This is a genomic window from Nostoc sp. GT001, assembly GCF_030382115.1.
In the GTDB taxonomy this organism is placed as follows: Bacteria; Cyanobacteriota; Cyanobacteriia; order Cyanobacteriales; family Nostocaceae; genus Nostoc.
In genome coordinates, this window is the sequence record NZ_JAUDRJ010000001.1 from 47,054 (window position 1) to 62,332 (window position 15,279).

At 40.3% G+C, this 15,279-nt stretch carries 9 protein-coding genes and 1 pseudogene; 5 read left to right on the forward strand and 5 right to left on the reverse strand.

Translation table 11 applies throughout. From position 1 onward, the window contains the following. Positions 1 to 12: 12 nt before the first annotated feature. Both QUD05_RS00265 and QUD05_RS00270 read left to right on the forward strand, forming a co-directional pair. Positions 13 to 1,443: a glycosyltransferase gene (locus QUD05_RS00265; protein WP_289794435.1), complete on the forward strand. Its 1,431-nt coding sequence runs from the start codon at positions 13 to 15 to the stop codon at positions 1,441 to 1,443. 48 nt (positions 1,444 to 1,491) lie between these two features. Then, positions 1,492 to 1,683 (forward strand): hypothetical protein, encoded by a 192-nt coding sequence (locus QUD05_RS00270; RefSeq protein WP_152592811.1) that lies wholly within the window; start codon positions 1,492 to 1,494, stop codon positions 1,681 to 1,683. 162 nt (positions 1,684 to 1,845) lie between these two features. Here QUD05_RS00270 and QUD05_RS00275 read toward each other — a convergent pair whose 3' ends face one another. The 3 genes from QUD05_RS00275 to QUD05_RS00285 form a co-directional block, all read right to left on the reverse strand. Further along, positions 1,846 to 2,331: a PIN domain-containing protein gene (locus tag QUD05_RS00275; protein ID WP_289794437.1), complete on the reverse strand. Its 486-nt coding sequence runs from the start codon at positions 2,329 to 2,331 to the stop codon at positions 1,846 to 1,848. Then, complete coding sequence (locus QUD05_RS00280; RefSeq protein WP_289794438.1) at positions 2,328 to 2,606, reverse strand: UPF0175 family protein; 279 nt, start codon at positions 2,604 to 2,606, stop codon at positions 2,328 to 2,330. Before QUD05_RS00280 ends, QUD05_RS00275 begins: the two co-directional genes overlap by 4 nt. 211 nt (positions 2,607 to 2,817) lie before the next feature. Further along, a complete protein-coding gene (locus QUD05_RS00285) occupies positions 2,818 to 3,018 on the reverse strand; it encodes a ribbon-helix-helix domain-containing protein (RefSeq protein ID WP_289794439.1) in 201 nt (66 codons plus the stop codon). Between the two features lie 1,436 nt (positions 3,019 to 4,454). On the opposite strand from QUD05_RS00285, the gene QUD05_RS00290 reads away from it, so the two are divergent. Together QUD05_RS00290 and QUD05_RS00295 are read left to right on the forward strand one after the other, a co-directional pair. Further along, positions 4,455 to 5,804, forward strand: a complete 1,350-nt coding sequence (locus tag QUD05_RS00290) for a P-loop NTPase fold protein (protein ID WP_289794440.1) — start codon at positions 4,455 to 4,457, stop codon at positions 5,802 to 5,804. Between the two features lie 220 nt (positions 5,805 to 6,024). Continuing rightward, a complete protein-coding gene (locus QUD05_RS00295; RefSeq protein WP_289794441.1) occupies positions 6,025 to 11,355 on the forward strand; it encodes an nSTAND1 domain-containing NTPase in 5,331 nt (1,776 codons plus the stop codon). Positions 11,356 to 11,538: 183 nt separating this feature from the next. Here QUD05_RS00295 and QUD05_RS00300 read toward each other — a convergent pair. Together QUD05_RS00300 and QUD05_RS00305 are read right to left on the reverse strand one after the other, a co-directional pair. After that, positions 11,539 to 12,552 (reverse strand): annotated as a pseudogene (locus QUD05_RS00300) (IS701 family transposase). A gap of 823 nt (positions 12,553 to 13,375) precedes the next feature. Beyond that, entirely contained in the window at positions 13,376 to 14,830 is a 1,455-nt protein-coding gene (locus tag QUD05_RS00305; RefSeq protein ID WP_289794442.1) for an HTTM domain-containing protein, read from the reverse strand. Between the two features lie 269 nt (positions 14,831 to 15,099). Here QUD05_RS00305 and QUD05_RS00310 point away from each other — a divergent pair, with 269 nt between their 5' ends. Next, entirely contained in the window at positions 15,100 to 15,273 is a 174-nt protein-coding gene (locus QUD05_RS00310; RefSeq protein WP_289794443.1) for a hypothetical protein, read from the forward strand. The last annotated feature ends 6 nt before the right edge of the window (positions 15,274 to 15,279 follow it).

The window sequence follows — 15,279 nt, forward strand, 5'->3', positions numbered from 1 at the left end:
GATTGATCATGCGTGAATTGTTTTGACCAGTTACGAAAAAACGGGCTGATCNNNACTGTATTGGTTTATCGCCCAGAGGCACAGGAAATTAGTACAATTTTTGAATACTGGAGTTTTCATTTGAAAAAGCATTTGAGCCTAAGTCTACCTATAGCACCAAGCCGAAAACTGAAGATTACGATCCTAACAGTAGGTTCAAGGGGAGACTTGCAACCATACTGTGCTTTAGGTATTGGGTTAAAACGTGCGGGGCATAAGGTGAAGGTAGCAGCGCATGAAAACTTTGAGTCGTTTGTTAGAAAGTTTGATTTAGAGTTTGCACCGATCGCTGGCAATATGGAAGAGTTTCTGCAATCCAAGCAAGGGCAGCGATTGATTGCGGGAGAGAAGTTGAAAAAAGAAGAAGCAGATAAGCTTTTACTTCAACAGTTGGAATCAGGTTGGCAAGCGTGTCAGGGAAGTGAAGTGATTATCTACACACCGTTAGCTACCTTTGGATATCACATCGCAGAGAAATTAGGCGTACCCTGCTTTTTTGCATCAGTTCTACCGTTGACTCCCACAGGGATGTTTGGGTTTTTGAGATTTGCTCAAATAACTAAAAACCCGCTAAAGAAATTAATCAACTATGGCAGCTACTTACTAGTAGAGTTTTTGTACTGGCAAAAATATCGTCCACTGCTCAATCACTTCAGAACAGAAACTTTGAAATTGCCGCCTTTACCATATTTGGGCAGACGCTTCAGACGGAAGACTCCAGCAAATGTATCACGAATCCCTGTATTGTACGGGTTTAGTTCGCACGTCATCCCAAAACCCCATGACTGGCCTGTATGGGTGTATGTAACTGGGTTTTGGTTTGTTGACCAAGCCTCCGAATATGAGCCACCTCTGGAACTAGAAGATTTTCTGGGACGAAAGCAATTGCCTTTGTGTTTTGGGTTTGGGAGCATAACGATGCCCAATCCAGAATATCTCACACATTACATCGTGGAAGCTCTAAAGAAAACCCATCAAGGCGGGATTATATTATCAGGATGGGGTAATGTTGGAAGAACAGTGAATATAAAAGATTCGCTACGAGTGTTTGTGATCAAGGAAGTTCCCCATGATTGGCTGTTTCCCCAAGTGCCAGCAGTAGTACATCACGGAGGAGCTAGTACAACGGCGGCAGTGTTACGTGCAGGGACACCATCAATTACTGTACCTTTTTTTGCAGATCAACCAGTTTGGGGTGAAAAGCTAACTCGTTTGGGAGTCAGCCCTGCGCCGATACCGTACAAGAAAGTGTCAGATAAAACTTTAGCAGCAGCGATTGAAATCGTATTGGGCGATGAGGTGATGCGGTGTAAAGCCCAGGAGTTAGGCCAGAAGATTAGAGATGAAGATGGTGTGGCGAATGCGGTTGTTGCATTCCATCGGCATTTGGGGTTGATTGGGTGAGAAATCCCACACAATTAAAATACATCATCACACCCACAACAGCAGTAAATGTCCCAAGTTAAAGTTGATACCGTACTCTGTGTCAACGGCAGTGTCCTAATGGTTTTTTACACGCCAGGGCATTGCTGGCAGTTTCGGATTATCAGCCGGACAGGTGGCATATTCGGAGAACAAAAGATTTTTTACACGGCGGAGGCAGCACTGAGAACTGGGTTAGAGTGGTTGCGGGATGAACGGTGATGAGTGCGTATATGCGATCGCCCGCCGTTCGCGCTAGCGTCTCCATTAGCTTACGTCCTACTGTAGGCAGTAAGCGTAGCCATGCCGTCAGGCTTATCGCTCTGGTAACTAGATAATATTTTCTAGCCAGTCACTTGGGGATAGGTTCATTGTCAGATTGTTTTAAATTTCTCTTGCTGTAATCAGAGCATAATCATAAATTTTTGGGCTGATTCTTGTTCCTTTACTGATTAAATCATCTAAAATATTCTTGACATTATCAATCAATCCTTGCTCTTTTGCTAAGATAATCACTCCAACTAAACCAATAATTGGCAAGCCTCTACTAATAGCAACTTTTCTCCCAGCTTTTTCATCAATTAAAAGTTGATCTGCTTTTAATTCTTCTGCCAAAATAATTGCCGAACATTCTCCTAAATCCAAGTCGGTTTCTAATTGTAATTGTTCAATGAGTTGGTTACTACTTATAGAAATAACTTCTAGCCATAAGGCTGATTTTACGGCTAAAACTGCGGGATGATCCCCCGTTGTTAATTCTGCATAGACTTGTTGAGGAATTATTACTCTACCAAAAACAGCCTGAAGCAAGTCTAATTTACCAACTTTAGAAAGTTCACTTAATGGGGTTGTATCTGAGACAACAATCATAGATTATTGCCTTGCAATTTCACTTTTGCTTGATTAACTTCTTGCTGAAATTCCTCTAAAGTCATACTATCGTCAAATAGGGATATTTCATGCTTAGACATTAAATGTATTACGTCTAGTCTAGGAATTCCTAGTAATTGACTAGCCTTACCACTGCTAATTTCTCCATATTTAAGTAGAGTCATTACATAAGCTTCTTTGGCTTTAGTTTCTGCTTCTTCTCTAATGGTATTATTAACAGAATGAACGGGAATAGTAAATTCTACTTTAGTCATAATTCCAGAATATTTTCTTTGTAATGTTTCATTTTCAACAGGGTTGATATTATATAATATATCGTTTTTNNNTCGGCTAAAGTCGAGNNNTTCGGCGATTCCAACTAAGGGGGATTGACGTAAAAACTCTACGAGNNNNGTGGGTTGTTCTGGGTGGGTGTTCTGTGTAGTCAGGCTTTGAGCAAGGTCTGATAAGGCTTGAATTCACCTATTATCCGCTTGAGGCGACCGACTGTGGCACTGGTTGAGGCTGTTCCGATGCTGACAACTCGGTTATGGAGAGAGAGCGAATCAACTCTCGAATCACATCAGTTGCAGGTCTACCTGTACTTGCACAATATTTTTCAAGTTTTTCGCTTTCAGCAGATGCAAGATTTATTGTGATTCGTTTGATAGCCCATTTTTTGTTCATGACTTGCCCTAATAATTAAATTTAATGAATTATCTAGACTTTAAATGCCTTGTGCAATACTTAACAAATATATAGATGTTAACCACAGCATACTTGCCGTAAAACTATTTTTAGCACATCCCTCCCCAGAGTATTTACTTGTCCCCAAAACTTCACTGATAAATCATTTATATGAACTTTAGAACATTTGAAGCTTGTATTTTTTGTAAATATTGTTAAGCAAAGCGCAATTGGAGTAAGCCTTGCAAGAGGGGTATAATCAGCAACTATTGCCAATTGAATTTAGTAGAGCTTATCTTCATACAATTGCATTTAATATTCATTTGCTCTTTACCCAAAGGTAAAAGTGACTAACTACTCTGAATATAGACTTTCATTCAAGCACTATATTTAACTCTATAACTTAACGAAACCTTAATAGGTCTAGAAAATTTTCTAGACCTATTAAGGTTTAATAATTTTGGTTCTTCAGTATCTGTTATGTCAAATTATTAGTTAGATATCAAAACTAGGCTCGAAAATAAAGCTCAAAAGCCCGAATCAGTGCTAAACCCATAAAAAACTAGTAAATAATGTTGATTTTTCTTGCCTAGTAAAGGTTTCATGACTTTTTTGAAGGTAATTTAGCATGATATATTCAAGGGATATCAAGAGATAGCCGCAGTGATGAGAGTGGGTTTTGGAGCGATTGACCTCATGCAGTGCTTCATGCGATCGCTGTAGGCAAGATTTGCAGTACTTATACAGAGGTATAAATAGTAGCTAAAGTATAAACTGAATACTGGTAAAAGATGATTATAGTAAATTTATATACTCTATTGATGTGAATAACTCGTTAGAGTATTTTTGTGAAAGTGCGTCTACCGTAAGCGATCACCTCCAATGCTGCCCCTGCTACACCGTCCTCCACAGCTTACGATTGCTCTGTTGGGTTAATGCACTTGACCAAATGCGTGATAACCAGTGGTTTACACGAACACAAATGATGAGGTTGTATTCGGTCTAATCCTTATAGGATAAAGGTTTCAAGATTTCTAGTTCTTTTTGCATAAAGTACAAAATTTTAGCTGAAGAATATTACATACCAAAGGAATTATGTGTAAAACAAGGACAAGCTTTAAAAGTCCTTTATTTAATCCCCTATTTACAAACGCTGCTCTGGACTTCATGCCCCAGGGCAGTTTTTTCTTGTACAGAGGTAGGTGTCTCAAGAGGGTTTTGCAGCCACTGCCAACAATCGAATTCTACGTGCAGTGCGTTGTTGACTCGCTGTAACCGTAAAATTGCATTACAGTCCGTAAAAGCGTTAACCTCAAGTGTAGCAAGCATAAACACTTGAGATATGCGGTGAAAAGCAGTGTAGTGTTAATCAATAATCTTTAAAAATAGCAAATTACCCTTTTATTAAAAAATATTCAGTAATCAATAAATTATTTATGAGTATAGATTTACTAGAATTTTTCCAGCGAACAGACCCCAGCCGGACTTTGTACATCAATCAAGGTTCAGATAAAAAGTACTACATTGACTTTTCCTCAGTCAGAGGCGGCGATATCATCGGCAAGCTAAAGCAGAAAATTACGTTCTTCAAAGCGAACGAACCGACCTGCACGTTATTCACTGGTCATATCGGCTGTGGGAAATCGACAGAGCTAGTCAGGTTGCAGGTGGAACTGGAAGAATTAGACTACCACGTAGTATATTTTGAGTCAAGTGAAGACTTAGAAATGACGGACGTGGACATTGCAGATGTTTTGCTAGCGATCGCCCGTCGTGTGAGCCAAAGCCTGGAGAAAATCACACTCTCCGAGCCGAACAAATTCCATGAACTACTGCAAGGCGCATTGAGAGCGCTAGATTCGGAAGTGACGGGGTTTAAGGTAAAAACACCAGCAGGTGATGTTGGGTTTTCCACAGAAAAAGAGAAGTTCTCTCTAGCGCTGGGAATTGGTGAAATCACAACCAAGACGAAAAGTGATCCTCAACTGCGGGAGAAGCTCAACCAATACCTGGGGCTACAGAAGACCAGACTGCTGGAGGCGATTAATCGAGAACTCCTAGAACCAGCGATCGCCAAACTTAAGCAGCAGGGTAAAAAAGGATTGGTGGTGATTGTTGATAACTTAGACCGCATAGATAACCGGATTAAACCGTGGGGTCGGCCGCAGCAAGAGTACTTGTTTGTGGATCAGGGAGAGTTTTTGACAAAGCTCAACTGCCATTTGGTTTTCACAATGCCGCTGTCGTTAAAATTCTCTGATGATTACGGAACGTTAACCCAGCGTTTCCCGGAAGACCCAAAGGTACTGCCGATGGTTCCAGTGCAATGGCCAGACGGCAGTGTGCATCTTGAGGGGATGGCGCTGATGAAGCAGATGGTACTGGCAAGGGCATTTCCCGATTTGCAGCCAAAGGAACGGTTAAACCAGATTAGTGAAATCTTTGACAGTACAGAAACGCTAGAACGGCTATGCAGTTTGAGTGGTGGTCATGTGCGAGATTTGCTCAGGTTGCTCAATACTTGGATTCAGGAGGAAATGAGGTTTCCCCTCTCGCGTAACACATTGGAGCAGGTGATTCGCGCACGTCGCAATGAGATGGCAATGCCGATTTCAGATTCGGAGTGGGAATTGCTGCGTTATGTTAAGCAAAGGAAGAAAGTCAGCGATGACCAAGGATACCAAAAGCTAATCCGTAGTAGATTTGTGTTTGAATATCGAGATGGCGGTGAATCCTGGTTTGATGTCAATCCAATTTTGGCAGAGGCAAGTGAGTTAAGTCGTTGAAGGAGCAGTTCACTAAAAAGGGGGAAAGGGTAAGGAGTAAGAGGTAAAGGAAGTAATTATTAAACAGATAATACCCACTACATAGTGCGTTTGCCTTTACCGTCTGGTAAATAGAAAAATCAGCATACAATTACCTGAAACCCCTGTTTTTTAATTAACTGGTTTCCTTTGCCTTTCCCCTTACCCTTTAACCTTTCCCCCTCTTGTTCATTGAAATTGTATGAGTACACAGCATCCAGTAAATGAACTACAAGATAATGAGCGATCGCTACAGCAGCTAGCTTGGACGCTTCAAGCTTCTGCGGGAAAGTTTAAGCTGATTTGGGCGCGGTGTAATTACAGTGATTTACGGACTCGCTTGATAGAAAGGTTAAGCGAAATCTGTAAAATTAAGATTCAGGTATTGCAACTTAAGGAATCGGAAAGAACGCTGTTTACTGCAATCCGTGAAGAATTACAGCCAAATACCCAAGCGTTGATGATTGTGGGCTGGGAATCATTGCATGATTTACCGCAGATGTTGACAAGTGCTAATCAGGTACGCGAGGAATTTCGCAAAAACTTGTCTATTCCAGTAGTGCTGTGGATTAGTGAAGAAGTCCACCACACCATCATGGAGATTGCTCCTGACTTGGAAAGCTGGGGAACTAGCAGAAGTTTTGCGATCACGCCTGATGATTTAACCCAATTCATTAAGCAACTGGCAGATGAATATTTTGATAAGAACTTAAGTATAAATGACTACTGTATATTAGAGTTAGAATTAGAGGCAGCACAGAGAGATATTTTGGCTGATAGCCCAGAAATCGAGGCTAATTTAGCACCACTGTTAGGTTTAGTAAAGCAAGTTAACAATAAAATAGACGAAGCTTTAGAGCATTACCAAAAAGCTAGACTGCTGTGGCAACAACTGAATAGTTCAGAAAAACAAGTCAGAATTCTTGGTGAAATAGCTTACTGTTATTACCTTAAAGCTTTTAAAAATAAAGATATTAGCCATCCAGATTGGCAAGCAACTCGGCAGTATACCTTTGAATACATTACATTTCTCAACAAAGCTAATAGGCAAGATTTAGCTGCTAATTCTATTGCCAAATTTGGTAATATTTTGCGTGATTTGAAAGAGTGGGAGCAACTCAAAAATTTAGCACAGCAGGCTTTACAAGTACACCAAGCTAACATTCAGCCAATAGAATTGGCGAAAGATTACGAGTTTTTAGCCCAGGTAGCACTGGCTCAGAAATGCTGGAGTGATGCTAAAGAGTTGGCACAAAAAGCAAAAGATATCTTACCAGTAACTTCTGCCATAGAAGCAACAGATAGTTCAGTTGTTGTGTCTAAATTCGCAGAAGAACCAAGTACTCTATACGATTTAAGCCTGTATTACTTTATTTTGGCGCAGGCTGAATATGAATTAGGCTCACCCCAACAGGCAATTAAAAACTTAGAAGTTGCAAGAGATGTTAGCAGCCCTATAAAAGATTTGCAGTTACACCTGGATATTCTCAGTTACTTGCAAGGGCTGTACTTTCAGAAAAAAGAATATCTCAAAGCATACAATACAAAACAGCAGCAGAGGTCTATTGAACAGCAGTTTGGATTACGGGCGTTTATCGGTGCAGGAAGGTTACAGTCAACCAAGCAGGCTCAAATAGCCCTGAACAAAACTTATATTCAAGAAAGCATTGCCCCTGAAATTACTGCATCAGGTCGGTTACTAGATATTGAACGATTAATTGAACGACTAGGACGGCATGATCATAAACTAATAGTCATTCATGGACAATCAGGAGTTGGTAAAAGTTCATTAGTAAATGCAGGATTAGTTCCAGCTTTAAAAAATAAAAGCGTAGGCATTCAAGACTATCTACCTGTAGCAATGCGAGTTTACACCAATTGGGTGGAAGAATTAGCAAGGCTAATGTGGGAGGCATTGCAACATAAAAATAATAGTGGACAAGAACAACTTTTAAAAGTTAAGGATTTGACTTCAGAGAGCCAAACTAAAGTTTTAATCACTCAACTACGTAAAAATGAGCAGCAACAGCTACGGACGATCCTAGTTTTTGACCAATTTGAAGAATTTTTCTTTGTTTACACAGAAGAAAGCCAAAGGCAGCATTTCTTTGAATTTTTAGGTGAATGCCTAAATATTCTGTCTGTAAAGGTAATTTTGTCGTTGCGGGTTGATTATTTGCATTATTTGCTGGAGTGCAATCGTTTAGAGAGCATGGCAATTATTGGTAAGGATATTCTTAGTAGTAATGTACTTTATGAATTAGGGAATTTTTCGCTTGATGATACCAAGTCAATTATTGAGCGTTTGACCCAAACTACTGCTTTTCACTTAGAACCTACTTTAATTGAGCAATTAGTCACAGATTTAGCAAGAGGATTAGGCAAAGTACGTCCCATTGAATTACAAGTGGTAGGAGCGCAATTGCAAACAGAGAATATTACAACTCTGGGAGAATATCATCAACGTGGGACAAAAGAAGAACTAGTAAAACGCTATTTGGCAGAGGTAGTAAATGATTGTGGGATTGAGAATCAACAAATAGCAGAGATATTATTGTATTTGCTGACAGATGAAAAAGGAACTCGTCCTTTAAAAACTCGTGTGGAACTAGAACGAGAGTTACAAGCATTAGCCGCATATGCCACAACAGATAGTAATAGATTAGATTTGGTATTAGAAATTTTTGTCAAATCTAGTGTAGTAGTTCTGTTACCAGAGAACCCATTTGACCGTTATCAGTTAGTACATGATTATTTAGCAGCTTTTATTCACCAGCAACAAAAGCCTAAACTGAATGAGTTGATGGCAGAATTAGAAAGGGAAAGAAAGCAACGTCAGCAAGCTGAAGAAGAACTGAAACAAGCATTAGCAAGAGAACTGGAAAGGGAAAAAAAGCAGCGTCAGCAGACTGAAAAGGAACTAAAGCAGTCAGAAGAAGCCAAACGAATTTTAGCAGAGGCTAACCGAAAAGCAAGACAACTAATTCGTACTGGCTCAGGAGTGTTATTTACCTTCCTGGCTTTGGCAGGAATTACCGCAATATTTGCTAACCGAGCTTATCAAATGAGTAACGAAGCCCAGGTAGGTGCAAGATTAGAACGGCAAGGAATTACAGCTTGGCAAAACTTTCAAGTACAAGAAATTGAACCCTTGCTGTTAGCAATGCAGGTAGGGCAAGAGCTACAAAAGATGGTTAAAGATGAGCGTCCACTAAAAGAATATCCAGCTGGTAGTCCTCAGTTAGCCTTAAAAACAATTGTGGACAATATTCACGAAAAAAATCGACTCAAAGGGCATACCAATAGAGTCAACAACGCTACTTTTAGCCCGGATGGCAGACGCATTGTCACTGCCTCAGATGACAATACCACAAGGGTGTGGGACTTATCTGGTCAACAATTAGTCGAACTCAAAGGGCATACCAATAGAGTCAACAACGCTACTTTTAGCCCGGATGGCAGACGCATTGTCACTGCCTCAGATGACAATACCACAAGGGTGTGGGACTTATCTGGTCAACAATTAGTCGAACTCAAAGGGCATACCAATAGAGTCAACAACGCCAGTTTTAGCATGGATGGCAAACGCATTGTCACTGCCTCAGATGATAATACCGCTAGAGTGTGGAACTTATTTGGTCAGCAATTAGTCGAACTCAAAGGGCATACCAATTATGTTTACAATGCTACTTTTAGCCTGGATGGCAAACGCATTGTCACTGCCTCAGATGATAATACCGCTAGAGTGTGGGACTTATTGGGTCAGCAATTAGTCGAACTCAAAGGGCATACCGATTTGGTTAATAACGCCATTTTTAGCCCGGATGGCCAACGCATTGTCACTGCCTCAGATGACAACACCGCCAGAGTGTGGGACTTATCTGGTCAACAATTAGCAGAACTCAAAGGGCATACCGATTTGGTTAATAACGCCATTTTTAGCCCGGATGGCCAACGCATTGTCACTGCCTCAGATGACAACACCGCCAGAGTGTGGGACTTATCTGGTCAACAATTAGCAGAACTCAAAGGGCATACTAATACAGTTATAAATGCCATTTTTAGTCCAGATGGCCAACGCATTGTCACTGCCTCAGATGATAATACCACCAGGGTGTGGGACTTATCTGGTCAACAATTAGTCAAACTCAAAGGGCATACTAATAGAGTCAACAACGCCATTTTTAGCCCGGATGGCAGACGCATTGTCACTGCCTCAGATGATAATACCACCAGGGTGTGGGACTTATCTAGTCAGCAATTAGTCGAACTCAAAGGGCATACTAATAGAGTCAACAAAGCCATTTTTAGCCCGGATGGCAAACGCATTGTTACTGTCTCAGATGACAATACCGCTAGAGTGTGGGGCTTATTGGGTCAGCAATTAGTCGAACTCAAAGGGCATACTAATAGAGTCAACAAAGCCATTTTTAGCCCGGATGGCAAACGCATTGTTACTGTCTCAGATGATAATACCACCAGGGTGTGGGACTTATCTGGTCAACAATTAGCCGAACTTAAAGGGCATACCAGTAGAGTTAACAACGCCAGTTTTAGCCCGGATGGCAAACGCATTGTTACTGTCTCAGATGATAATACCACCAGGGTGTGGGACTTATCTGGTCAACAATTAGCCGAACTTAAAGGGCATACCAGTAGAGTTAACAACGCCATTTTTAGTCCAGATGGCCAACGCATTGTCACTGCCTCTTGGGACAACACCGCCAGAGTGTGGAACTTGTCTGATCAGCAATTAGCAGAACTCAAAGGGCATACTAATACAGTTATAAATGCCATTTTTAGTCCAGATGGCCAACGCATTGTCACTGCCTCATATGACAATACCGCTAGGGTGTGGGATTTATCTGGTAAGCAGTTAGCAGAACTCAAAGGGCATACCGATTTGGTTAATAACGCCATTTTTAGTCCAGATGGCCAACGCATTGTCACTGCCTCAGATGATAATACCGCTAGAGTGTGGGACTTATCTGGTAAGCAGTTAGCAGAACTCAAAGGGCATACCGATTTGGTTAATAACGCCATTTTTAGTCCGGATGGCCAACGCATTGTCACTGCCTCATTAGACAAAACCGCCAGGGTGTGGGACTTATCTGGTAAACAATTAGACGAACTTAAAGGGCATACCAATAGAGTCAACAATGCCATTTTTAGTCCGGATGGCCAACACATTGTCACTGCCTCAGATGACAACACTGCCAGGGTGTGGCGGGCTGATAGTCTTGATGAATTGTTATTTCGTGGTTGTCAATGGCTGAATGAGTATCTGGTGTTCAATCCTAAAGATTTACAAACTTTAACGGTGTGTCAAAATAAATCAAATTTGATGGCAGCAGCACGGTTTATGGTTCAAGAGGGTGAAAAAGAAGCTAGAACAGGCAATATTGATAGTGCGATCACTACCTTCCAAATAGCCTTGAAATGGAATCCTAATCTCAAATTTGACCCTAGGGCAAAAGCAGCAGAGTTTGCTAGTAAAGGTAAAGGGGAACGCTTGAGGGAGCGACAAATGTGACTTAAAGGACAGTACGGTTCAGTTAACGCTCAAACAATTGTAAATTAACCTGAGTTCGGGTTAAGCAGGTTGAGATAAAAGCCACTCCATCTGAAGGCTGGGTTTCTTAGGTTGATGGCAATCAGGACTTACGCAACTGGCACAGGCGATCGCAAGCGGGCACTCTTACCAAGTCGCCAAAAACTAAACGATAAACATGGGAACATCTGGACGTTTTAGTTGTTGAATTAAATAATTTGACAACAATCCATGCTTGATTTGATAAATTGTCTGGCCACTTCTATAAGCTAAATTTTTCAGCCTAAGCCAGACCAAAATAGCGCAGGCAATATGGTTTCTTTGAATCCGACCCTTGCGACATTGGCATGATTTAATCCCAGTTAATTGTTTTAACTCTCGATGAAACTCCTCAACCTTCCAACGCACCTTACACACTTTTTGTACAACGTCCGTCGAGTTTTGAGATAAATCGTTGGTAGCGATAAAATCCGTTCTGTCGGTAGAGACAGTCACCCGGAAAAGTTTCACTTTTTTCGCACCTGGGAACTTCTTTATCTTAACTAGTTTAGCTGATTTTAAGTCCTCCTCATTCCAAGATAATAATTCAATTTTTTGATAATCTTTTTTATTGCCTGTGTCATCAATAAGTCGATTACGTTTCAGAGGACAATAATAATATTTACCTAACTCATCAATATATAACATCAATTTATTTGTGGCATACCAACTGTCCATTAAGACGGCTTTAAACGGTAAATATTTTTGGTATACAAGGTTTTGTAGTATCTCTATCACATGGTCTATCTTTGTTTTCCCATCTCTAGGAGGGTCATAAATCCGATAATCAACTACCCAAAATTTACCGACCTCATGATTGACATATATACAGTTTATTACCCCAATCCCTTGAATTACACCATGTGCATTCCCACTATATTGCCGTTTACTTGTTTCTATTTCTATCGCATATCGTTTATCAATTACTGTGTCATCAAAAACTAGATATGCGTTATCATTTATTTCGATAACATCTTTAATATTATCCTAGAGTAAACGTGGTGTTAGCTTTTCATTTTTAAGATAGCGGTTTATTTGATCGTGGCTAATCTGTTCTAAATGGTCTGCCAAATTTGTGAGAGTATAATTAATTTGACTACTCAACAAGTATTGGCAATAGTTAAGTTTAGTAAATATCATTGCTAAATAACTTTTATTGATGCTGCCTCTATTAATTTTCTCAGAAAATTTTCCAGTCAACTTTACACGATTGATTAGTATTACTAATTCATGGTTGAGCCGAACGCTAAAATTCCTTTCTTCAATACAAACGTACTACTATTTAGCGATCGCTCTTTACCAGTTGTGTAAATCTCCATCAATACACATGTACTATAAATTAGCGATCGCCTGTGCCAGTTGCGTAAGTCCTGATGATTTATTTTGTGGTGGGTTTGATCGAAAACTGCTGTAACTCTTGTACTCTTGGGGTATCTTGTTCACTGGCATAAAGACTTTTTTNTANCACCGTAAGCCTAATTTTTCTACCGCACGATGCATTGTAGTAATACTTACACTAGTCCCTGTGCGTTCTGCATAGCGATCGCATAATTCTCTTAGCAACAAATCATTTTTACCTTCCACCAAAGACTTTATCATGCTGAGGTGTTCATCCTGAATTATAGGCTTTTGGTATCCCCCACGTTGTTTTGCTTCAATTTGTCCACTTTCGCGATAATGGCGTACCAGGTTGCGTACACCTGAACGNATGACTCTGATACGACCTGCTTTTTGGGCTTCAAGTGCTTCAAGCTCCATCATTTGGATATAAGATTTGCGTGAAACACCGCCAATCACCAACCCGTACACAAAACTAATTAGAGGTTGAAGAAACCCAATAATACTTAACCTTCGTCCTCGGCGTTTACTCTGCTCCAAACTATATACATAGGACAGGTTGCTGGATTTAACGCTATTTTCAGCTTACTATCTGTCCTTTTCCTTATCCCGAACTCAGGTTATCTTAGTGCCATTCGCATATGTGCAATGAAGAAGCAGAATTATTTTTTACTTGCTTTGCTGGAAGTATTTCAGTTAATGGCATAATCCATGATGAAGGGTTCAAGGAACGCCGTTGAGTAACGAGGTTAACCTCTGGATCAATTAATAGCTGGGGATTACGCCCATTCAGTGATAACTTTGATTGTACTCTCACTTCGATTTTTTCATATCCTGCTTCACGCATTTTATCTGCAATGTAATGGCTGAATTGCAAAATCATATCTGGTCGTCCAGCCATAGTACAAACTTGCCAGGGAGCGAGAAAATTTTGTGGATCAAACTTCCAGGTTTGATTTCCAACAGGATCAGTCACAATAAACTGCACATTTCCTTGCTTGCTCAATAGTTTCATGCGCCATGAAAAGCGATGCCCTTCATAGGTCCAATTTACGTTTCCTGGATAAAGAAAGTGACGCAAGGGAATAAGAAGTTGTAACGCCAGGTATATACTTAAAAAAACGCATGTACTAACTCTCCACCATCGCAAATACTTTGCTTTCATGAATGGAGCAGGATTACAGTGCCTCACAGTCCACCAACGCTTCACAAAACTTCGAGGAAAATCAGGGGCTAAGAAGAGACCTGTAGAGGCAATCATTATCCAAGGAAAAATGCCGATTGAAAACAACCGGGAATTCATTAAATGAAAGATTACAGCACATACAAAGGCGATTAACCGAGTACGTCGCCATAGCAAACAGGGAAAGACTAGCAAATCTAAGAAGAAACCACCATAGCTAAGAAGATACACCATCGATGTTTCAGTGAAATATTGCCCAATAAGAGGAAAGTCTGTTCGGGATGACAACCACATTTTCATAGGTTCGGCGTGCAGCAACCAGTCTGAATTCATTTTGGCGATCGCCGCATAAAAATAAACGATACCAATCTGAGTGCGAAGCAGCCAAATTGGCCAAGCCGGAATGGTATCGGAGTAAATTGCTGGACGCTGTAGAGCATCAATCGAAAAGGCACGGTTAGCAGGCAAAAAAATTAGCAGAAAACTCAGCAGACAGACTAGATAGTATTGGTTGATATATCGTGCTTGCTCTAGGAGAAAAGTGTACGTAAAGCCTACAAAAAACAGAAATGCACTAATCCGGTACTTAAATCCAATTGTAATAAAAGATGCCATCACTCCTAGTATGACAAATAGGACGTACATACCATTTTCAGGTAAAGGTTTCACCCAATCGAAGCCGTAATAGCTGAAATGAAAAGGTGGATCAATCCAATAGAGTTTAATCCATCCATAATTCAAGTACCTCCCTACTTCCCAAAGCATGATTGCACCAAAAGTAATCCGAAAGTAAACTAGAGAAGCAATGTCTGTTGCTTGAAATAACCAATTTTGGAAAGCAACAAGCATCTCATAAATACTGAGAGTGTGATCTGACAAGCGAAATAGCTTAAGCATTTTATGTATAAAAAACCGCATATCATAGTAAATAATACTGAATTAATGTTCGTCCTAAGCCAAAAATATTCTTATGTGAAAATAAAGCGAAACTACCAGCATTTTTAAAAGTATAAAAAACTACATTTTTGGTTGCTCACTCACAAATACCCCCATTATGTCAGAGCGTCGAGCTCTATATTTGTAGTCAGCTCATGTCGGCTAAAGATGATTTAATCGACACCTAGAAACATTGGGGAATTGAAAACCGACTCCATTGGGTTCGCAATGTGACTTTTTCAGAAGACTTTGCACTGCAAAGAGGTGGTAATGCTCCAGTTAAGTGGGCAATCTTACATAATTTTTTCATCACTCTTGCCAGATTTTTTGGTTTTCGCACTATCCCTCAAGCTCAACGTGCTTTAGCCAATCAAATTCAAAAGGTTTTTTCTTTCTTTGTATGAAACCAC

What these genes read in the sequence shown, in the direction of transcription:
- QUD05_RS00270 (WP_152592811.1), top strand. Translation starts at nt 1,492, where the DNA reads ATGTCCCAAGTTAAAGTTGATACCGTACTCTGTGTCAACGGCAGTGTC.
- QUD05_RS00275 (WP_289794437.1), bottom strand. Translation starts at nt 2,331, where the DNA reads ATGATTGTTGTCTCAGATACAACCCCATTAAGTGAACTTTCTAAAGTT.
- QUD05_RS00280 (WP_289794438.1), bottom strand. Translation starts at nt 2,606, where the DNA reads ATGACTAAAGTAGAATTTACTATTCCCGTTCATTCTGTTAATAATACC.
- QUD05_RS00285 (WP_289794439.1), bottom strand. Translation starts at nt 3,018, where the DNA reads ATGAACAAAAAATGGGCTATCAAACGAATCACAATAAATCTTGCATCT.
- QUD05_RS00290 (WP_289794440.1), top strand. Translation starts at nt 4,455, where the DNA reads ATGAGTATAGATTTACTAGAATTTTTCCAGCGAACAGACCCCAGCCGG.
- QUD05_RS00295 (WP_289794441.1), top strand. Translation starts at nt 6,025, where the DNA reads ATGAGTACACAGCATCCAGTAAATGAACTACAAGATAATGAGCGATCG.
- QUD05_RS00305 (WP_289794442.1), bottom strand. Translation starts at nt 14,830, where the DNA reads ATGCTTAAGCTATTTCGCTTGTCAGATCACACTCTCAGTATTTATGAG.